Below are 20,508 nucleotides of genomic sequence, written 5' to 3'. Positions count from 1 at the left end.
CATGACCGCCCCTATCGTCGCCGAAACCCGCGCGCCCGCGCTGATCCCCGAAACCCCCGCGTTCCTCAACGCCAAGGTCCTCTGGGTCCGGCATTGGAACGAACATTTGTTCAGCTTCGCGATCGAGCGCCCGTCGAGCTTCCGCTTCCGCTCGGGCGAGTTCGTGATGATCGGCCTCCCCCAGGAGGGCGGCAAGCCGATCATGCGCGCCTATTCGATCGCTAGCCCGCATTATTCCGAAGAGCTCGAATTCCTCTCGATCAAGGTCGAGGACGGCCCGCTGACCTCGAAGCTCCAGCTGATCCAGCCCGGCGACGAAGTGTATCTCGGCAAGAAGCCGACCGGCACGCTGGTGCTCGACGCGCTGCTCCCGGGCAAGCGCCTCTTCATGTTCTCGACCGGCACCGGCCTCGCGCCGTTCCTCAGCCTGATGCGCGATCCCGACGTCTATGCGGCCTATGAGCAGGTCATCGTCGTGCACAGCGTGCGCCGCGTCAGCGATCTCGCCTATCACGACGAGATGGTCGGGCTGCTCGCCGAGGACCCGCTGATCGCCGACGAGGCGCAGACCCAGTTCCACTATATCCCCACCGTGACGCGCGAGCCGTTCCGCACCACGCGACGGATCGGCGCGCTGATCGAGGATGCGTCGCTGTTCGGCCACCCGGTCCGCGGCGAGCAGAAGCTCAACCCCGAGACCGACCGCGCGATGCTGTGCGGCTCGACCGAGATGATCAAGGAATTCGCGGTGATGCTCGAGGCGAACGGCTTCGAGGAGGGCGCGAATTCGAAGCCCGGCACGTTCGTGATCGAGCGCGCCTTCGTCGGCTGATCCTCCGTCATCCTGAGGACCCCCCCGTCATCCTGACGAAAGTCAGGATCCAGAGCCACCGAGCGCGAGCATCATGGCTCTGGATCCTGGGTCGAGCCCAGGATGACGGAATTAGTGGCGGAAAGGGTGCATTGTCTCGGCCGCTGAACGGGTCGATATGCCTCCTCAAATACCAAGAGGAGAGAGTCATGATCGGCTACGCAACGCTCGGCACCAACGACATCGACGCCGCGCTTACCTTCTACGACGCGCTGCTCGCGACGGCGGGCGGCAAGCGGCTCATGCAGATGCCCGACGATCGCATGCTGACCTTCTACGGCGCCGGCGCGCACAAGCCGATGCTGGTGATCGGCAAGCCCTATGACGGCCAGGCCGCGACCGCCGGCAACGGCACGATGGTCGCGCTGGCCGCGGATTCACGCGCGCAGGTCGATCAGGTCCATGCCAAGGCGATCGAACTCGGCGGCGCGGACGAAGGCGCGCCCGGCATCCGCGGCCCCGAGGACATGGGCTTCTACGGCGCGTATTTCCGCGATCTGGACGGCAACAAGCTCTGCGTATTCAAGATGGGGTGAGCGGTGTGGGCAAATGAGTGATTACCGTCCCCGCTTGCATACCACCCCGGCGAAGGCCGGGGCCCAATTGGAAAGGTGGCAGTAACAAAGCGCTGTCCCCTGCCGGCAGCCTCCCCCAATTGGACCCCGGCCTCCGCCGGGGTGGTAGCTCTAGCGGTGCTACGGCGCGGCAAGCTATCCGAGACAGATACCCCGGCCTACCGCAAAGCCCGAACCGCCGGCGTATCGAGGCACTTCAGCAACGCCGCCCGCGACATCGGCGCCCCTCTCGCTGGCGGCGCATAGGCAGCAATCTGCGTCGGCCGGCCGATCGCCACCGGCGCGAACCCGGTCTGCCCGGTGCACCGCATCGCCGCCGCAAGCAGCTTGGGCGGCGTGTCATACCCCTCGAACGACAACCGGAACGTCCCCCAGTGGATCGGGATCGCGTGCGCCGCGCCCAGCCGGCGATAGACCTCGACCGCATCGACCGGCCCGATATGGCTGCCCGACTCCATCTGCCGGTCGACGAACCGGAACGCGCCGATTGGGATCAGCGCCAGTCGGACCGGCCCGAGCGCCGCGGCCTCGACCGGCCATTGCCCGTCGCCCATCCCGGTATCGCCCGCAAAGAACACGTTCCCGCCCGGCAGCGTCACCACGAAGCTCGACCACAAAGCGCGGTTGCGATCGGTGAACCAGCGGCTCCCCCAATGATGGTTGCGAGTCACGCTGACCGACACGCCGGGCTTGATCGCCACCCGCTGCCCCCAGTCGAGCGCCGTCGCCGCCGCGCTGGTCTGCCCGATCACGCTGTCATTCCCCAGGCTCGTGACGATCCGCGGCCGATCGCGCTGCCACAGGCGTTTGAGCGTCGCCTTGTCGAGATGGTCATAATGATCGTGGCTGACCAGCACGAGGTCGATCCTGGGCAGCGCATCGAACGCGATCCCCGGCGCGGCGACCCGACGAGGCCCCGTGCCGAGCGGTCCCGCCTTCTCCGCCCAGACCGGATCGGTCAGGATGTTGAGCCCCTGCGTCTGGATCAACACGCTGGCATGCCCGACCCATGTCACGACCATCCGCTCGCCCTCGACGCGCGCGGGCGGCGCGGTCGGCCGCACCGTCACCGAACTGGGCCAGGCCGGCCGCCCGTCGCTGCCCGTGAAATAGCGCCAGAAGAAGCCCGCGCGGCCGCCCCCCGCAGGCTGGATCTGCTGCGTATCGGCGTCGTTGTCGGGATTGGCGAAACGCGCGCCGTCGAAATGACCCGTGGCGGGGCCCCGGTAATAGATCCGGTCGAGGAAGCGCGGGACGATCGTCACGGCCAGCGCCACGATCACGACCGTCAGCAGCAGCACGCTTCCGACGATCCTTAACACCAGACGCACGCCGTTTCCCCAGAATGGTTGTCGACGCGTAACGCATCGTGCGGCGCATCGTTCAGACCGCTTGGCGCGACGCTGCAACCCCGATAGCTTCGACAAAAGGGGATTCGAAAATGCGCAGGATTATCATGGGGCTGTTGCTCGCAACCGCGATTCCGGCGGGCGTGCATGCAAGGACGGTCACGGTCGAGGAGCAGTCGATCGACCAGCTCCAGGCGATGATGACCGCGGGCAAGGCCAGCAGCGTCGATCTCGTCCGCGCCTATCGCACGCGGATCGCGGCGATGGATCGCAAGGGTCCGGCGCTGCGCAGCGTGATCGCGCTCAACCCGGACGCGGAGGCGCAGGCGAAGGCGCTCGATGCCGAGCGCAAGGCCGGACGTGTGCGCGGGCCGCTCCACGGCGTGCCCGTGCTGATCAAGGACAATGTCGAGACCGCCGATGCGATGCCGACCACCGCGGGCAGCCTCGCACTGAAGGACAACATGACCCGCCGCGACGCGCCCGTCGTCGCGCAGCTCCGCGCGGCGGGGGCGGTGATCCTCGGCAAGACCAACCTGAGCGAATGGGCGAACATCCGCTCGACCCGGTCGATGAGCGGCTGGAGCGCGGTCGGCGGGCTGGTCCGCAATCCCTATGCGCTCGATCGCACCGCCTGCGGCTCGTCGAGCGGTTCGGGCGCGGCGATCGCCGCCAGTTTCGCCGCGGCGGCGATCGGGACGGAGACAGACGGCTCGGTCGTCTGCCCGTCGTCGATCAACGGGCTCGTCGGGCTGAAGCCGACTTTGGGGCTCGTCAGCCGGACTCATGTCGTGCCGATCAGCCATAGCCAAGACACGCCGGGGCCGATGGCGCGCAGCGTGCGCGACGTGGCGACGATGTTCTCGGCGATGATCGCGCCCGATCCGGCGGATGCCGCGACCGCGGGAGCAGCGGCCTATCGGCGCGACTATGCGGCGGGGCTGTCGACGAGTGCGCTGTCGGGGCTGCGGATCGGCGTGATCCGGCCCGAGATGACTGCGGACGTCGCGGTCAGATACGAGGCGGCGCTAGACGTGCTGAAGGCGGCGGGGGCGGTGCTGGTCGAGGTGAAGCAGCCCAAGCTCGACGGGATCGGCGAAGCGGAATTGCTGGTGCTGCAGACCGAGCTGAAGGCGGATCTCGATACCTACCTCGCGACCACGCCCGCCGCGGTGCGGACGCGGACGCTGGATCAGGTGATCGCGTTCAACACCGCCAATGCCGCGACCGAGATGCCGTTCTTCGCGCAGGAGACGTTCGAGGCGGCGGCAAAGACCAGGGGGCTGGGCGATCCAGCCTACAAGGCTGCGCGTGCTAAGTCGCTCCGGCTGGCAGGCGTCGAGGGGATCGACGCGATGCTCAAAAGCGCGGGCGCAACCGTGCTCGTCGAGCCGACCTATGGCCCCGCCTGGCTGAGCGAACCGGTCTATGGCGACCAATATGGCGGGCCGAGTGCGAGCGAGTTGCCGGCGGTGGCGGGCTATCCGAACCTGACCGTGCCGATGGGGCTGGTCCGCGGGCTGCCGGTCGGGCTGTCGTTCATCGCGACGAAATATGGCGACGCGGCGGTGCTGGGGGCGGGCTATGCCTATGAGCAGCGGGCAAAGGCGCGCGTGGCGCCGCGTTACCGCGCGACGGCGGATGCGGGGCCGGGGCTCGACGGGGTGCGCTAGGCCGGGGCTAACGCGTCGGTTGGCGCAGCGGGCGGTCGTTGCGCAGATAGACTGCGGTGCGGTCCTTCAGGCGGCGCGTGGTGAAGACCAGCCGGTAATCGCGCGCGAGGGCCGCCTTCACCGCGCGCAGGCTGCCGACGTTCCAGATCGACAGCCGGCGGTTCGAGGTCACGATCACCGGCGGCCGGGTGGCGAGGATGCGGCGGACTTCGGCGGCTTCGTCGACCCCCGTCGCGCCCTGTTCTGTCGTCAGGCTGAGCAAATTGGGAAACGCGTAGGCGGTCGGCACGCACACCCGGGCGAGCACATAGGTGACGGTGTCGCCGCGGAACACATAGGGGCATTCCCCCCCGCTGTTCGCCGCGACAAGCCGGGCGACCGCGCGCGCGCCGGGGGCGTCGTCATGGCCGACGATGCGCTCGACGGCGAGGATGCCGAACGGCACGACCAGCGCGAGCGCCAGCATCCTGCCGTAGCGCGACAGCGTCGGCGCGGCGGCGATCGCGAGTGGCGCGACCAGCGGCAGGCCGTAATGGTCGAAGAACGTGCCGATCGCAAAGAACCCCAGCGCCGCCGCGATCAGCCAGCCAAAGGCGATCAGCCGGGTCTGTCCGTCGATGCCCGCGCGCGGGCGATCGCGCCAGGCGAGCACCGCCGCCGCGAGCAGCGGCAGCAGCTGTGCGGTGATGCCGAGCAGCCGCATGACGACTTGCCCCAGCGGATAGCCCGGGCGCAACAGGATCGAGGCGAAGTTCGCAAACCAGAACGCGTCCAGCCAGCCGTGCGCGGCGTACCAGCCGAGCGCGGCCAGCGTTGGTGCCAGTCCGGTCGCGGCGAAGGCCAGCGTGGCGGCACCGGTCACGGGCACGGAGGCGCCCGCCTTGCGCAGATACCAGAGATGCGCGAGCCCGAAGAACGCGCCTTCGAAGGCGGGCGTGTACTTCATCTGGATCGCGATTCCCGCGAGCAGGCACGCGACCACGCCGCTCACCACGATGCCACGCCGATCGCCGGCGGCCGCCTTCACGGGCAGCCGCAGCGTCAGCAGCGCCGCGAACGCCATGGGCAGATTGTAGAAGACCGGCGACTGGCCGCCGCCACCGCTGAGCAGCGACAGCCCGGCGAGATAGGCGGTGCCGGCGGCGAGCGCACCGCGATCATCCGCACCGACGGTCCGCGCGCCGCGGTGGACGATGACCGCGGTCGCCCAGGCAAAGACGGTCGCGACGAGCTGATAGGCGAGAACGCCGTCGCCCGGCAGCAGGCGCATGCCGGCGAACAGCAGGAACAGCCCGATCGGCTTGCGGTCCCAGATGTCGATGAACGGAACCGCGCCGTGAAGCATCCGGTCGCCGACGAGCAGATAATATTGCTCGTCGACCGCGATGACGGGATTGCCGAAATCCCAGCCGCGGATCGCCAGCGCGACGAGCAGCAGGACGAGCGCGGTCGCCCAGCGGTTACGCGGCATCGTCATCAGTAGAAATTCCGCAGCGTCAGGATCCGCGACGTCCCGTCACAGCCGCCAAGCGTGACCGCGCTGCCCGCGGGGCGTACCGCCCAGGTCGCGATCGGACTGGTGGGATAATCGCGCGGGATCTTTACGCCGTCGATCGTGCAGATCAGGTCGCCGACCTTCCAGCCGTCCGCCTCGGCCGGACCGCCGCGCATCACGTGCAGGACCTTCAATCGGTCGCTCTCGACGCCCATCAGCAGGCCGCTGGTCGAGCGAAGCGGTAGCGGGTCGGCGACGGTGGTACGCTTGAACACCATCCGTCCGGCAAGCGGGTCGAGCAGCACGCGGTAATGCTGGAGAAAGCCCGAGCCGATGCGGCCGGCGGTGCCGATCGATTGCGAAAAGCCGTTTTCGGGTTCGATCCGGACCTCGGTCTCACGCGCGACGAGCGTACCGACGCGGATTTCGGGGGCGATGGCGAGCCCGCTGACGACCGCGCCGCCGAGGCCGAACGCGATCGCGGTGGTGGTGCGCAGCCCGGGCGGCGCAGCGCGGCGCCAGCCTGCGGCGGTGACGGTGATCGCGGATCCGTCGCCGGTATCGACCACCATCGGCGCCAGCGTCCGCGTGCCGAGCCGGATCGCGCTTTCATAGACGCGGCGGTCGGCCGAGACGCCGAGCGGGGCGGTCTCACCGGCAAAGGGCAGGCGGCCCGACGGGATCAGGCGGAAGCGGTGGGTCGCATAATCGATGTCGAGCGCGTGTGCCGCGAGCAGGTCGCGCCCGACGAGCAGGTCGACCGCACTCGCGCTGCCGGTCGCGAGTGCCGGCAATTCGGCGACGCTGACGCCGCCGCCGGCCCGCGTCAGTCCGCCGAGCGTGGTCGTGCGGGTGGGCATCCATTGCAGCGCGACCGATCCACCAATCGCGGTCGCTTGGCCGCCCGCCTTCAGCTTGGCGCGGACGACCGCGGGCGAGGTCTTCGCCAGCAGGGTATAGCTCACACCGGTATCGAGGATCGCGGTGACGCTCCGGCCGTCGATCTGCATCGTGAAGCGGATCTGGTTGCCGGGTGTCAGGTCGAACGGCACCCAGCGCGCCTCGGCGTCGGGCGCCAGCCGCGCGACACCCTGATCGCGCGACGCGGGCGACGTGTCCCCAGCCGGCGCAGCGTTCGCGGCCGGCTCGTGCGCCGATAGGGTCGGGGCCGCGAGCAGCGGGACGATGGCGAGGAAACGGAGACGCATGTGGCATTGGCCCTAGCGGGTCCGCCACGCCTTACAACCCGCGGCGGTCCCGCTCCGGTCCGCCGCGCGACACCGGGGGAGGCGAGACTAGAGGCACGCCTCGAGATACGCCTGGTCGAAGCCGAACTGCTTGGCCTTGTCGAGCGTGTAGGGGCGCAGGCCCATCGAGCGGTATTCGCCGAGGATCTTGCCGTCGGCGCTCTCGTCGAGATATTCGAACTTGAACAGCTCCTGCGTGACGATCACCGGGCCCTCCATGCCGATCACCTCGGTGATGTTGGTGACCCTACGAGATCCGTCGCGCAGGCGCTTCACCTGGATGATCAGCTCGACCGAATCGGCGATCTGGCGCGAAATCGCCTCTTTGGGCACCTTGATGTCCGACATCATCACCATGTTCTCCATACGCGCGAGCGCCTCGCGCGGGGAGTTGGCGTGGAGCGTACACATCGACCCGTCGTGCCCCGTGTTCATCGCCGCTAGCATGTCGAAACACTCGGAGCCGCGAATTTCGCCGAGGATGATCCGGTCAGGGCGCATACGCAGTGCGTTCTTCACGAGATCGCGGATGCTGATCTCGCCCTGACCCTCGAGATTGGCGGGGCGCGTCTCGAGCGGCAGCCAGTGCGGCTGTTGCAGGCGAAGCTCGGCGGCATCCTCGATCGTCAGCACGCGCTCGCCCGGGTCGATCATCTTCGACAGCGCGTTGAGCATCGTCGTCTTGCCCGAACCCGTACCGCCCGAGATCACGACGTTGAACCGCGATGCGCCCGCGATCTTGAGCGCGGTCGCCATCTTGGGGCTCATGCTGCCGAACCCGGCCATCATGTCGAGCGTGATCGGTTTGGCGGAAAACTTACGGATCGAGATCGCGGTGCCGCGCAAGGAGAGCGGCGGCACGATGACGTTGACACGGCTGCCGTCCTTCAGGCGGGCGTCGGCGAGCGGCGTGGTCTGGTCGACGCGGCGGCCGACCGAGTTGACGATCCGCTGCGCGATCTGGAACAGATGCTCCTCGTCGCGGAACTGGATGGGGGCGAGCTCGAGCTTGCCCTTGCGCTCGACATAGGTCTGTTCCGGACCGTTCACCATGATGTCGGTGATGTTCGGATCCGCCAGCAATTCCTCGAGCGGCCCGAGCCCGAGCAGCTCGTCGACGAGCACCTTTTCAAGCGCGAACTGTTCGCGGCGGTTGAGCGTCAGCTTCAGCTCGGCGAGCACTTCGCCAATGATCGGGCGAAATTCCTCGGCCAGCTCGTCCTTGCCGAGCGTCGCGGCAGCCTCGGGATCGACGCGTTCGAGCAGGCGCGGAAGCACCTGTTCCTTGATCTTGTGGATCGACTGTTCGAACCCCTCGACCTTGCTCGCGCCAGCATCGCCCGACGCCGCCTGGCGGTCGGCAAGCCGCTGCATCGCGTCGACCTGCGCAAGCGGGACGCTGCCTTCGGTCTCGCCGGGCATCGGCAGCGACTCGAGCGGCGGAAACTGGCTGCCGGCGTCCGATTCGACGCGGGGGGCGGGGCCACCGCCCTGCATCGGCCGCGCGACGCCAAAGGCCGGCCGGACCGCCGTTCCACCACTTATTCCACTGCGACGCCCGAACGCGCTCATGCACAAATCCTTGATCGTTAACGCCGGACTAGGGTCGAAGCCTTGAGATTTAGCTAACCAATCCAAGGCGGCCGCCGCTCGGCCCGAAACGGGTTCTTTGACGGCGCCGGGACGGATAAGGAGGGGGCATGCTGAGACGCCTGTCCACCCTGCTCGTCATCCCCCTGATGGCGCTGGCCGCCATCGGCCTACCCGCCGCCCCCGCCAGAGCCGACGATATCGCCGCGGCGGGACGCGGCGTCGTGCGCGTCGTGACGATCGCCGTCGTCGACGATCAGGTGGTGGGGTTCGGGCATGGCAGCGGCTTTGCCGTCGCACCCAACCGGATCGTCACCAACGCACATGTCGTCGACCTTGCCGAGCGATACCCCGACAACGTCGTGGTGGGCGTGGTGCCGACCGAGGGCGACAAATCCTATCAGGGCAAGGTCATTGCCTATGACGCGCAGCGCGACCTCGCCTTGATCGAGTTCACCGGTGCCCGGCTGCCACCGAGCGCGCTGTACACCGGACCGATCGACGAGGGCGGGGCGGTGGTATCGCTGGGATTTCCCGGCAATGTCGACCTCGCGACCGCGCGATCGGCCGCGGACTATATCCGCCCGACCAGCCCGGTCCGGTCGGAGGGCGTGTTCTCCGGGCGACGCACGCTCGGCGACATCGAGGTGCTGTTGCATACCGCGAGCATCGCGCGAGGCAATTCGGGCGGGCCGCTGCTCGACCGGTGCGGCCGCGTGATCGGCGTCAATTCGGCGATCACACGCGGCGAGGAGGGCGATTCGACGTTCGGGTTCGCGATCGCGGATACCGAGCTCGCCGCGTTCCTGCGCGAGGCGAAGCAACCCTATGCCGCGGTCGGCACCGCGTGCACGTCGATCGAGGACCGTCTGCGGCAGGACAGCGATGCCGAGGTCCGTGCGGCGACCGATGCGGCGGCGGCGCGGCGCGATGCGGCTTCGCAGGCTGCGCTGTCGCGCGAGCGGGCGCTTGAACAGGCGCGGATCGAAGCCGAGCACATGCGCGAGAACGTCATGGCGATCGCAGGCCTGCTGCTCGTCGCGGGGGCGCTGGGGATCGGCACTGCGGGACTGCTCGAATCGCGTGGCCGGCGGCAGGCGGCGATCTGGACGGTGGCGGGTGGCGGCGTCGCGGTGGTCGCGGCGGTCGTCGTGTTCGTGCTGAGGCCATCGGGGGCGGTCGATCTGCCCGCAGCCCCGGCCGGGCGGGCGGCCTCGACCGCTGGACGGTCCGTCCCGGTGGTCGAGGACAAGGCGCTCGGCACGCTGATGTGCAGGCTGATTCCCGAGCGGAGCCGGATCACGATCTCGTCGAGCGACGACGTGCCGATCCTCTGGGGGGCGGGGGGCTGCGTGAACGGCAAGACGCAATATGTCGCGGGCAATGGCCGGTGGGAGCGCGTGCTGGTGCCCGAGACCGAGCAGACGGTGTCGCTGCTGTCGTTCGACCCGCTGACGCGCACCTATGCCAACACGCGCTATCTGATGTCGGGATCGGGGATGGCGGCGGCGCGGGCGGCACGGGGCGAAACGCCGGGGCAGTGCACGACCGATCCGGCGGCGATCACGCGGCTGGTCGGCCAGCAGTCCGCGGTGCGCGCCACGTTGCCGCCTTTGCCGAACGAAAAGCTCGTCTACAGCTGCGCGCTCGCGGATTGATCCAGAACCAGCGTTTCGAGGCTCGGCAAGCGTCGCCCCGCATGGCAGGATAGCCCCTTCGAGGGGGAATGATGATGCGGCGATACGGGGTGCCATGCGGAGCGTGGGCCGGAATGCGGAACGGCGTGGCGTTCGGCGTCATGCTGGTCGCGGGGTTGGGCGCGCCGGCATCGGCGAAATGGGCGCGCGCAACGTCCGACCATTTCGAGATCTATGCCGAGATGCCGCCCGCCGCGCTGGAGAAGATGGCGACCCGGCTCGAGCAGTTCGACGGGGCGATGCGCTTTCTGCATCATACCGACGCGGGGACCGGCGCGAAGGGGGCGAACCGCGTCACCCTCTATGTCGCGAACGACATCGCCGCGGTCCGCAAATTGTCGGGCAACCGCAATATCGCGGGCTTCTATCTGCCGCGCGCGAGTGGATCGGTCGCCTTCACGCCGCGCATCGGCGACGTCGGCGGGATGCCGCAGATCGTGCTGTTCCACGAATATGCGCATCATTTCCTGCTGGGCAATTACGCCGCCGCCTATCCCGCGTGGTTCTCCGAAGGCTATGCCGAGTTTGTCTCGACCACCGCGTTCGAAAGGGCGTTTGTCCAGCTCGGCGGTGCGGCACAGCACCGCGCATACGGACTGCTGTCCGCGAAGCCGCTTCCGGCGGCGACGTTGTTCGCGACCGGGCAACAGCTGACCGTGGATCAGCGCGACGTGATGTACGCGCGGGGATGGCTGCTCACGCACTATCTGATGTTCGACCCAGTCCGCGGAAAACAGCTGTCGCAGTATCTGGTGGCGCTCAACGCCGGAACGCCGAGCATCGCCGCGGCAACCGCGGCGTTCGGCGACCTCCGCGCGCTCGACAAGGCGCTGGATACCTATCTGCGTCAGCCGCGGATCCCGGGCCTGCGCATCCCCTATGACAAGCTGCCCGTCGCGCCGGTCGTCGCGACCATGCTGTCGCCGGGTGCCGAGGCGATGGTCGAGCTGCGGATGCGATCCGAGCGTGGCGTCGATCGTGCCACCGCAGCGCCGATCTTCGCGCGTGCCGCCAAGATCGCGGCCGCCTATCCCGACGATGCGCTTGCGCAGGGCTGGCTGGCGGAGATGGCCTATGATGCCGGGTATGACGATGCGGCGGAGGCTGCGGCGGACCGCGCGTTTGCCGCGGATCCGGCGTCGCGCCAGGCGATGCTGTACAAGGCGCAGGTGTTGCTGCGCCGCGCCGCGATCGCGAAGTCGACCGACGCCAAGACGTGGAGCGCGGCACGGCGCTGGATCGTCAAGGCCAACCGCCAGTCGCCGGACGATGCCGAGGCGCTATCGCTCTATTACGACAGCTTCGCCATGGCGGGGGAAAAGCCCAGCGACGCCGCGATCGCGGGGATCGGCCGTGCGCTCGAGCTCGTGCCGCAGGATCCATCGCTGCGGTTCACGGTGGCGGCGCAGGCGATCCTCGACGGGCGTTCCGACGTCGCGAAGCGCGCGTTGCGTCCGCTGGCGTTCGACCCGCACCAGTCTGCGGACAATCCTGCCGCGCGGCTGATCGCGATCCTCGACAGCGGCGTCACGGGGCCGGCGGCGATGCTCGCGCTGACCAAGGCACAGGGCGAGACCGCCGCCGCGGCGCCACCCGCGACGGGAGCGCCGACGGGCGATTAGCCGGAGACCGGGCGGGGGCGGTTCGACACGCGCGGGGTCTCGACCGACGTCAGGATGACGCTGTCGGGGAGCGAGCGTCGGCACCGGTCTCCTTCGCCAGCAGCGCGCGTTTGCGGTCGAGTCCATAGGCATAGCCGCCAAGCGTGCCGTCGCTACGCTGCGCCCGGTGGCAGGGGATGAGGATCGCGACGGGGTTGGCGCCGCACGCACTGCCCGCCGCGCGGACCGCGGCCGGGTTGCCGGCGATCGCTGCAAGCTGCGTGTAGGTGCGGGTTTCACCCGCGGGGATACGCGCGAGCGCCTGCCAGACCGCCTCCTGAAACGCGGTGCCGCGAACGTCGAGCGGAAGGTCGTGGTGGCGGTCGGGTGATTCGACGCTGGCGACGACGCGTGCGGCAAGCGTGGCGAGCGCGGTATCGCCGGGCAGGATCGTCGCGTTCGGGAAACGCGTCGCGAGCGCGTCCGTATCCTCGTCGAACGCAACGCGGCACAACCCCGTCTCGGTCGCAGCGATCAGCAGCGGGCCGAGGCTGGTCGGAGCGATTGTCCAGCGGATCGTCACCCCGTGGCCGCCGCGGATCCAGGCGCTGGGCGGCATGCCGAGTCGTGCGCCCGCATCGGCATAGAACCGGCTAGGGGCCGCATAGCCCGCATCGTAGATTGCATCGGTGACGCGCGTCTCGCGGCTCAGCGCGTCGGCGGCGCGGGCGCTGCGCAGGCCGCGGGCATAGGCCGCCGGGGTGACGCCGGTCGCGCGGCGGAAGAGCCGGTGGAAATGATGCGGCGCATAACCGACCGTCCGGGCAAGCGCATCGAGCGGGATCGTCTCGCCGCACGCCTCGATCGCGGCAATCGCCTGCGCCACCGCGATCCGGTCGCGGCCAAGCGAATCGGGGGTGCAACGCAGGCACGCGCGGAACCCCGCGGCGCGCGCGGTTTCCGTGTCCGGGTAGAAGCTGACATTAATGCGGTTGGGATGGCGCGCCGGGCAGCTCGGCTTGCAATAGATGCCCGTCGTGGCGACCGCGACGACGAAGCGGCCATCGGCGGATCGATCGCGCGCCTCGAACGCGGCCCAGGCGGCGTCCGCGTCGATGCCGGTGGCGATCGGACGGGGGGCGGGACCGGGGCCGGGGCCGGTACTGGCCGCGGGATCGGGGGCAGGGGGGTGGGTCATGGCCGGATGATAGCCGATCCAGAGCTGCGCCCCATCCCAATGCTTGCTGTCAAAGTCGCCGATCAGCCGCCATGCGCGCGGAACAGGTCGAGCGTGCGCTGCCTGGCGAGATCCGCGCTGGGTTCGTGGTAATCCTTGCGGCGATCCGAGTTGAAGCCATGGCCGGCCTCGTAGACGTAGACCGTCGCGTTCGGCCAGTCCTTGGCAATGACCTGCTCGACGCCCTCCATCGGGATGCCGTGGTCGTGGCGGCCGAAATGAAGGATGACGGGCACCTTGGGCTCCTCGTCGGCTGCGGCGGGGATCATGCTCCCATAATAGCCGCTCGCGGCGGCGACGCCGGTAAGCCGCGTCGCGGCGAACCACGCGACCGACCCGCCATAGCAATAGCCGACGACGAACACCGGCCCGGCGGGGGCAAGCGAGTCGATGCATGTCTGGACGTCCTTCAGCGACAGGTCGAAGGGATGAAGCTGCCGGGCAAGCTCGATGCCGCTCGCAAGGCCGTCACCCGAATAGTCCGCCTCGAACCCCGGATGCTCGCGGTCGAACAGCGCGGGCGCGAGCACCTCATAGCCATCGGCGGCATATTCGTCGCACAGGTCGCGGATATGATCGGTGACGCCGAAGATTTCCTGCACGAGGACCAGCCCGCCGCGGCGTTCGCCTGCCGGCTGCGCGTGATAGACCGCGATGGTCGCGCCGTCGGACATGGTCATCGTTTCCATCGTGCCGGTCATTCTCGACTCCTCGTCGGTTGGTCCTAACGCCCGCTCAATACCGTCATTCCCGCGGAGGCGGGAACCCATAGTGGCAGCCCGTGCGATGAACGCGCCGGGTCCGGAGGCTATGGATCCCCGCCTGCGCGGGGATGACGGGAAGAGTGAGGTGGGGCCGTCCAGCCATGTATCAATGACAAAACAGTCACAAACCGACCGCGGCAACCCTCCCGCCGGGTTGCCAATCCGTGAACCCGATGCTACCCGCGCCGCGTCCCATGAGAGGTGCTTTCGCGCCCTCTTCCCCCATGGGACAGCAACATTTTCGGTTTCAGGCGAGGATTGACAGGTCCGTGGAGACATCCGGCGGTATTCAGGCGAGCTTAGGCGGGCGTTATGCGCTGGCCCTGTTCGAACTCGCACGTGACGCGAAGACGATCGACGCAGTCGAGTCGAGCCTGGCGAACGTGCGTGACGCACTGGCGCAGTCGGAGGACTTCCGTACTCTGACGATCAGCCCGATGGTGTCGCGCGGCGCAGCGGTGAAGGCGGTCTCCGCGGTCGCCGACGAACTCGGCGTCGATGCGACCACCAAGAGCTTCCTCGGCGTGCTCGCCGAGAACCACCGGCTGGGCGCGCTGCCCAAGATCATCAAGGCGTTCCGCGCGCTTGCTGCGCAGCATCGCGGCGAGATCGCGGCCGAGGTGACCTCCGCGCACCCGCTGACCGACGAACAGGTGATCGAGCTGAAGCATCAGCTCCGCCAGCGCGTCGGCCGTGAAGTTTCCGTCGACCTCAGCGTCGACCCATCGTTGCTGGGTGGACTCGTCGTCCGCGTCGGCAGCCAGATGATCGATTCGTCGATCAAGACGCGTCTCAACACTCTCGCGCACGCGATGAAGGGCTAAGCTAATGGATATCCGCGCCGCAGAAATCTCGAAGATCATCAAGGATCAGATCGCCAATTTCGGTACCGAGGCCCAGGTCAGCGAGACCGGCCAGGTGCTGAGCGTCGGTGACGGCATCGCGCGCATCTTCGGCCTCGACAACGTCCAGGCCGGCGAGATGGTCGAATTCTCGAACGGCGTGCAGGGAATGGCGCTCAACCTCGAGGCCGATAATGTCGGCGTCGTGATCTTCGGGTCGGACTCGGAGATCAAGGAAGGCGACATCGTCAAGCGCACCGGCACGATCGTCGACGTGCCGATCGGCAAGGAGCTGCTCGGCCGCGTGGTCGATGGTCTCGGCAACCCGATCGACGGCAAGGGCCCGATCCACACGACCGAGCGCAGCCGCGTCGAGGTCAAGGCGCCGGGCATCATCCCGCGCCAGTCGGTCAGCGAGCCGGTCCAGACCGGTCTCAAGGCGATCGACGCGCTCGTCCCCGTCGGCCGCGGCCAGCGCGAGCTGATCATCGGCGATCGCCAGACCGGCAAGTCGGCCGTCGCGATCGACGCGTTCATCAACCAGAAGATCGCCAACGCCGGCGACGACGAGTCGAAGAAGCTGTATTGCGTCTATGTCGCGATCGGCCAGAAGCGCTCGACCGTGGCGCAGCTCGTCAAGACGCTCGAAGAGAATGGCGCGATGGAATATTCCATCGTCGTCGCCGCGACCGCGTCGGACCCCGCACCGCTCCAGTATCTCGCGCCCTACACCGGCGTCGCGATGGGCGAGTATTTCCGCGACCGCGGCATGCACGCGCTGATCTGCTACGACGATCTGTCGAAGCAGGCGGTCGCTTACCGTCAGATGTCGCTGCTGCTGCGTCGTCCGCCGGGCCGTGAAGCGTATCCCGGCGACGTGTTCTATCTCCACAGCCGTCTGCTCGAGCGTGCGGCCAAGATGTCGGACGCGAACGGCGGCGGCTCGCTGACCGCGCTGCCGATCATCGAGACGCAGGCGGGCGACGTTTCGGCGTACATCCCGACCAACGTGATCTCGATCACCGACGGCCAGATCTTCCTCGAAACCGACCTGTTCTTCTCGGGCGTGCGCCCGGCGATCAACGTCGGTCTCTCGGTCAGCCGCGTCGGCTCGGCCGCACAGACCAAGGCGATGAAGAAGGTGTCGGGCTCGATCAAGCTCGAGCTCGCGCAGTATCGCGAGATGGCGGCGTTCGCGCAGTTCGGGTCGGATCTCGATGCGTCGACGCAGAAGCTGCTCAACCGCGGTGCGCGTCTGACCGAGCTGCTCAAGCAGGCGCAGTTCTCGCCGCTGCCGTTCGAGGAGCAGACTGTGTCGATCTTCGCTGGCACGAGCGGCTATCTCGACAAGGTGCCCGTCGCCGACGTGACCCGCTACGAGCAGGCGCTGCTGGCCGACATGCGCGCGAACCATGCCGATGTGCTGAAGCTGATCCGCGATACCCGCGATCTGGGTAACGAGGCGAAGGACAAGCTGAAGGCGGCGCTCGAGGCGTTCGCCAAGACGTTTGCATAAGTAAACTCCCTCTCCCCTGCGGGGAGAGGGTCGGGGTGAGGGGCAGTACCGCGAGGTGCCGCTCCCGTGGCAGCCCCTCACCCCAACCCTCTCCCCGGAGGGGCGAGGGAGCAGGAAGAGAAGATGGCATCACTTAAGGCCCTCAAGATCCGCATCGGCTCGGTGAAGTCGACGCAGAAGATCACCAAGGCGATGAAGATGGTCGCCGCTGCGAAACTACGCCGGGCGCAGGACGCGGCGGTCGCCGGCCGGCCCTATGCCGAGCGGCTCGAAGCGGTGATGGCGAGCCTTGCGGGGCGAGTCGGCATCGCGCCGGGCGCGTCGCCGCTGCTGGCCGGGACCGGGAAGGACCAGGTCCACCTGATCGTCATCGCGACGTCGGAGCGTGGTCTGGCGGGTGCGTTCAACACCAACATCGTCCGTGCGGCGCGCCGCAAGGCCGACGAGCTGATCGCGGCCGGCAAAACCGTGAAATTCTATGTCGCCGGCAAGAAGGGGCGCGTGATCAAGCGCTTCTTCCCGAACGACATCGTTGCCGATCACGAGATGGGCGGAATCAAGAAGCTCGCGTTCAGCGATGCACAGGCGATCTCGGAAGACCTGATCAAGCGCTTCGGCGAGGGGCAGTTCGACGTCGCGCATCTGTTCTACGCGAAGTTCGTGTCCGCGCTGGTCCAGCTGCCGACCGGGATCCAGATCATCCCGATCCCGCTTTCGACGATCCCCGGTGCAGACCCGAAGCCCAACGCGCCAGCCGAGGCCGTGGTCGAGTATGAGCCTGACGAGGAAGCGATCCTCGCCGACTTGCTGCCGCGCAACGTCGCGATCCAGATCTTCCGCGCGCTGCTCGAAAATGCGGCGTCGGAGCAGGGGTCGCGCATGAACGCGATGGACAACGCCACGCGCAATGCGGGCGACATGATCACGCGTCTGTCGATCCAGTATAACCGTACACGCCAAGCCGCGATCACGACCGAGCTGGTCGAAATCATCTCGGGCGCCGAAGCGCTCAAGTAAGCCCAAGGAAGCAGACAATGGCAACCGCCCCAGAGACCATCGCCGCCCCCAAGGCAGCAACCAACAACACGGGTCGCATCTCGCAGGTGATCGGCGCGGTCGTCGACGTGCATTTCCCCGACAATTTGCCCGCCATTCTGTCGGCGCTCGAAACCGACAATAACGGCAACCGGCTCGTGCTCGAGGTCGCGCAGCATCTCGGCGAGAACACCGTTCGCACGATCGCGATGGACGCCACCGAGGGTCTGACCCGCGGCCAGACCGTCACCGACACCGGTTCGCAGATCCGCGTGCCCGTCGGCCCGAAGACGCTCGGCCGCATCCTCAACGTCATCGGCGAGCCGATCGACGAGCGCGGCCCCGTCGGCGCCGAGACCACCGCACCGATCCACGCATCGGCGCCGTTGTTCGTCGACCAGTCGACCGAGAGCGCGATCCTCGTCACCGGCATCAAGGTCATCGATCTGCTCGCACCCTATGCAAAGGGCGGCAAGATCGGCCTGTTCGGCGGCGCCGGCGTCGGCAAGACCGTGCTGATCCAGGAACTGATCAACAACATCGCCAAGGGGCATGGCGGCACCTCGGTGTTCGCCGGCGTCGGCGAGCGTACCCGCGAGGGTAACGATCTGTACCACGAGTTCCTCGACGCGGGCGTCATCGCCAAGGATGCCGACGGCAATCCGCAGTCGGAAGGCTCGAAGGTCGCGCTTGTATTCGGCCAGATGAACGAGCCGCCAGGCGCGCGTGCCCGCGTTGCGCTGTCGGGCCTGACGATCGCCGAGTATTTCCGCGACGTCGAAGGCCAGGACGTGCTGTTCTTCGTCGACAACATCTTCCGCTTCACGCAGGCGGGCGCAGAGGTTTCGGCACTGCTCGGCCGAATTCCGTCGGCGGTGGGCTATCAGCCGACGCTGTCGACCGACATGGGCGCGCTGCAGGAGCGCATCACGTCCACGAACAAGGGCTCGATCACCTCGGTGCAGGCCGTGTACGTTCCCGCGGACGATCTTACCGATCCGGCGCCGGCGACGTCGTTCGCGCATCTCGATGCGACGACCAACCTCAACCGTGCGATCTCGGAGCTGGGCATCTACCCGGCGGTCGATCCGCTCGATTCGACGTCGCGTCTGCTCGAGCCCCGCGTCGTCGGCCAGGAGCATTACGACACCGCGCGTGCGGTCCAGTCGACGCTGCAGAAGTACAAGTCGCTGCAGGACATCATCGCGATTCTCGGCATGGACGAGCTGTCCGAGGAGGATAAGCTCACCGTGCAGCGTGCGCGCAAGATCCAGAAGTTCCTGAGCCAGCCGTTCCACGTCGCCGAGGTCTTCACTGGCATCAGCGGCAAGTTCGTCCAGCTCGAGGATACGGTCCGCTCGTTCAAGGCGGTCGTCGAGGGTGAGTATGATCACCTGCCCGAGAGCGCGTTCTACATGGTCGGCGGCATCGACGAAGCCGTCGCCAAGGCCGAAAAGATGGCCGCGGAGGCGTAAGCTTCTTCTGCTCCCTCTCCCCTCGGGGGAGAGGGTTGGGGTGAGGGGCCGCCACGAGCGCCCCCGCCCGGTACTGCCCCTCACCCCAACCAGTTTGGGGTGAAAATTACCCCGTAATTTTCAGGCCATGCTGGGGGCATGGCCGACCCCAAACTCCCCGATGGGGAGAGGGAGAAGGCGAACAAGATGCTGCATTTCGAACTCGTCACGCCAGAAAAGCTCGTCCGGTCGGAGGAGGTCTACATGGTCGTCGTCCCCGGCACCGAAGGCGATTTCGGCGTTCTGGAAGGCCATGCGCCGTTCATGTCGACGGTCCGCGACGGTGGCCTTCAGGTGTACCGCACCGAAAACGGCACGCCCGAGACGATCGCGATCCAAGGCGGGTTCGCCGAGGTCAACGCCAAGGGCCTGACCGTCCTCGCCGAGCACGCCAGCGAATAAGCCGATCAGGCGAATGCCGCGCCCTGGCTGGCCGGCATTGGCCGTCCGCGCGTCAGCCGGGCCAGCATCGGGCGCTCGATCCAGCGATGGACGATCAGCCCCAGCATCGTCGACGCGGCGATGAATGCAGCGGCAAACGGGTAGGGCGAGACGGGCGGAACATCCTGTCCGAGCTTCCACAGGATCGCGATCAGGCACGGGTGCGTGAGGTAGGTCGAATAGGACGCGTCGCCGATACGCGCGACCATCCGCTCGAACGGCCCGCGCGCGGTGGCGTCGATCACACCCACCACCACCAGCGCCCACGGAACCCCCCAGGTCCATGTCCGCGCGAACCCCGTCTCGCCCGCCACCGCGAGGTTGACCTGCAGCGGCAGCGTGACCCCCAGTCCGAACGCGATCCCGATCGCGAGCAACGCGACGCCGGTCACCAGCGCGGGGGCGGCGATCCGCGCACTGATCCCGCGGCGCCACGCCATCCAGACCGCCACGCCCAGCGCGAATTCGAGCAGCAGCGGGTTGAGCAATACGCGCAGCGGCGCCCAGCCGGGATGGATGACGCTTCCCGCAAGCGCGACGGCGACGGTCATTGCGAACAGGTGCTCGACGCGGTGCCGACGCGCGCGCATCGCGACGGCGACGACCGCGTAGAAGGCGAACTCGAACGCGAGCGTCCACCCGGGATAGAGCGCGGGCAGATGATAGCTGCCGCCGTCGAGCACGGGGAACACGGTGAAGGACATGACCGCCGACGGCAGCGTCAGCGGATCGTGCATGATCGTCATGTAGATCACGCTGACGCAGGCGAACAACGGGACGATGCGCAGCCATCGCTTCGCCAGGAACCGCATCGGATCGTGATCCGCCGTCGCCAGCCAGTGCGCCATGACGAAACCGCTGATGACGAAGAACAGGTCAACCCCGCTCGCGCCGAATGCGGCAAGGTTGGGGACCGCGGGAACGAACGCGCCCGTCATCGGCACGGGCCCGGCCTCGATCATGTCCGACGCGTGCATCAGCAGGACGAGCGTCGCGGCGAGCGCGCGGAGCCACTGGATCGGAGCGATACGGCTGGACGACATGCCGGGGACATTAGCGCC

The 20,508-nt window shown here is 67.8% G+C and carries 17 protein-coding genes; 10 read left to right on the top strand and 7 right to left on the bottom strand.

The window, feature by feature from the left end; genetic code table 11:
* Position 1: 1 nt before the first annotated feature.
* Both ASE72_RS02895 and ASE72_RS02890 read left to right on the top strand, forming a co-directional pair.
* Positions 2–832 (top strand): ferredoxin--NADP reductase, encoded by an 831-nt coding sequence (locus ASE72_RS02895; protein WP_056016418.1) that lies wholly within the window; start codon positions 2–4, stop codon positions 830–832.
* A 188-nt stretch (positions 833–1,020) separates the two neighbouring features.
* Positions 1,021–1,407, top strand: a complete 387-nt coding sequence (locus ASE72_RS02890; RefSeq protein WP_056016415.1) for a VOC family protein — start codon at positions 1,021–1,023, stop codon at positions 1,405–1,407.
* Between the two features lie 197 nt (positions 1,408–1,604).
* On the opposite strand, the gene ASE72_RS02885 is transcribed toward ASE72_RS02890, so the two are convergent.
* Positions 1,605–2,768, bottom strand: coding sequence for an MBL fold metallo-hydrolase (locus tag ASE72_RS02885; RefSeq protein ID WP_056018802.1), 1,164 nt, complete (start codon positions 2,766–2,768; stop codon positions 1,605–1,607).
* A 119-nt stretch (positions 2,769–2,887) separates the two neighbouring features.
* Between ASE72_RS02885 and ASE72_RS02880 the strand changes: the two genes are divergently transcribed.
* The gene (locus ASE72_RS02880) at positions 2,888–4,468 is read left to right on the top strand and encodes an amidase (RefSeq protein WP_056016413.1); all 1,581 of its coding nucleotides are present in this window, start codon (positions 2,888–2,890) and stop codon (positions 4,466–4,468) included.
* A gap of 7 nt (positions 4,469–4,475) precedes the next feature.
* Here the strand turns inward: ASE72_RS02880 and ASE72_RS02875 are convergent, their stop codons facing one another.
* The 3 genes from ASE72_RS02875 to ASE72_RS02865 form a co-directional block, all read right to left on the bottom strand.
* Positions 4,476–5,945, bottom strand: coding sequence for a hypothetical protein (locus ASE72_RS02875; RefSeq protein ID WP_056016411.1), 1,470 nt, complete (start codon positions 5,943–5,945; stop codon positions 4,476–4,478).
* On the bottom strand, positions 5,945–7,171 hold the full coding sequence (locus ASE72_RS02870) for a hypothetical protein (protein ID WP_056016408.1): 1,227 nt from the start codon (positions 7,169–7,171) through the stop codon (positions 5,945–5,947). Before ASE72_RS02870 ends, ASE72_RS02875 begins: the two co-directional genes overlap by 1 nt.
* 87 nt (positions 7,172–7,258) lie before the next feature.
* Positions 7,259–8,782 (bottom strand): CpaF family protein, encoded by a 1,524-nt coding sequence (locus tag ASE72_RS02865; RefSeq protein ID WP_056016405.1) that lies wholly within the window; start codon positions 8,780–8,782, stop codon positions 7,259–7,261.
* 128 nt (positions 8,783–8,910) lie between these two features.
* Here ASE72_RS02865 and ASE72_RS02860 point away from each other — a divergent pair, with 128 nt between their 5' ends.
* Positions 8,911–10,458, top strand: a complete 1,548-nt coding sequence (locus ASE72_RS02860; protein WP_056016402.1) for a S1C family serine protease — start codon at positions 8,911–8,913, stop codon at positions 10,456–10,458.
* 113 nt (positions 10,459–10,571) lie between these two features.
* Complete coding sequence (locus tag ASE72_RS02855) at positions 10,572–12,119, top strand: hypothetical protein (protein WP_200916152.1); 1,548 nt, start codon at positions 10,572–10,574, stop codon at positions 12,117–12,119.
* A gap of 49 nt (positions 12,120–12,168) precedes the next feature.
* Here the strand turns inward: ASE72_RS02855 and ada are convergent, their stop codons facing one another.
* Both ada and ASE72_RS02845 read right to left on the bottom strand, forming a co-directional pair.
* A complete protein-coding gene (gene ada, locus ASE72_RS02850; protein ID WP_082445750.1) occupies positions 12,169–13,296 on the bottom strand; it encodes a bifunctional DNA-binding transcriptional regulator/O6-methylguanine-DNA methyltransferase Ada in 1,128 nt (375 codons plus the stop codon).
* Positions 13,297–13,358: 62 nt separating this feature from the next.
* Positions 13,359–14,036: a dienelactone hydrolase family protein gene (locus ASE72_RS02845; RefSeq protein WP_056016400.1), complete on the bottom strand. Its 678-nt coding sequence runs from the start codon at positions 14,034–14,036 to the stop codon at positions 13,359–13,361.
* Between the two features lie 332 nt (positions 14,037–14,368).
* On the opposite strand from ASE72_RS02845, the gene ASE72_RS02840 reads away from it, so the two are divergent.
* From ASE72_RS02840 to ASE72_RS02820, 5 genes are all read left to right on the top strand, one after another.
* Positions 14,369–14,923, top strand: coding sequence for a F0F1 ATP synthase subunit delta (locus ASE72_RS02840; protein WP_056016397.1), 555 nt, complete (start codon positions 14,369–14,371; stop codon positions 14,921–14,923).
* A gap of 4 nt (positions 14,924–14,927) precedes the next feature.
* On the top strand, positions 14,928–16,457 hold the full coding sequence (gene atpA, locus ASE72_RS02835; RefSeq protein WP_056016394.1) for a F0F1 ATP synthase subunit alpha: 1,530 nt from the start codon (positions 14,928–14,930) through the stop codon (positions 16,455–16,457).
* Between the two features lie 123 nt (positions 16,458–16,580).
* Complete coding sequence (locus ASE72_RS02830; RefSeq protein ID WP_056016391.1) at positions 16,581–17,474, top strand: F0F1 ATP synthase subunit gamma; 894 nt, start codon at positions 16,581–16,583, stop codon at positions 17,472–17,474.
* 17 nt (positions 17,475–17,491) lie between these two features.
* A complete protein-coding gene (gene atpD, locus ASE72_RS02825; RefSeq protein ID WP_056016388.1) occupies positions 17,492–18,967 on the top strand; it encodes a F0F1 ATP synthase subunit beta in 1,476 nt (491 codons plus the stop codon).
* A 186-nt stretch (positions 18,968–19,153) separates the two neighbouring features.
* Positions 19,154–19,408, top strand: coding sequence for an ATP synthase F1 subunit epsilon (locus tag ASE72_RS02820; RefSeq protein ID WP_056018797.1), 255 nt, complete (start codon positions 19,154–19,156; stop codon positions 19,406–19,408).
* A gap of 5 nt (positions 19,409–19,413) precedes the next feature.
* Here ASE72_RS02820 and ASE72_RS02815 read toward each other — a convergent pair whose 3' ends face one another.
* Entirely contained in the window at positions 19,414–20,490 is a 1,077-nt protein-coding gene (locus tag ASE72_RS02815) for an acyltransferase family protein (protein ID WP_056016385.1), read from the bottom strand.
* Positions 20,491–20,508 lie beyond the last annotated feature (18 nt).

The sequence above is a fragment of the Sphingomonas sp. Leaf20 genome (assembly GCF_001421535.1).
Taxonomy (GTDB): Bacteria; Pseudomonadota; Alphaproteobacteria; order Sphingomonadales; family Sphingomonadaceae; genus Sphingomonas.
Note: the sequence above shows the minus strand (reverse complement) of the source record. Positions and strands in the feature narration are given on the sequence as shown.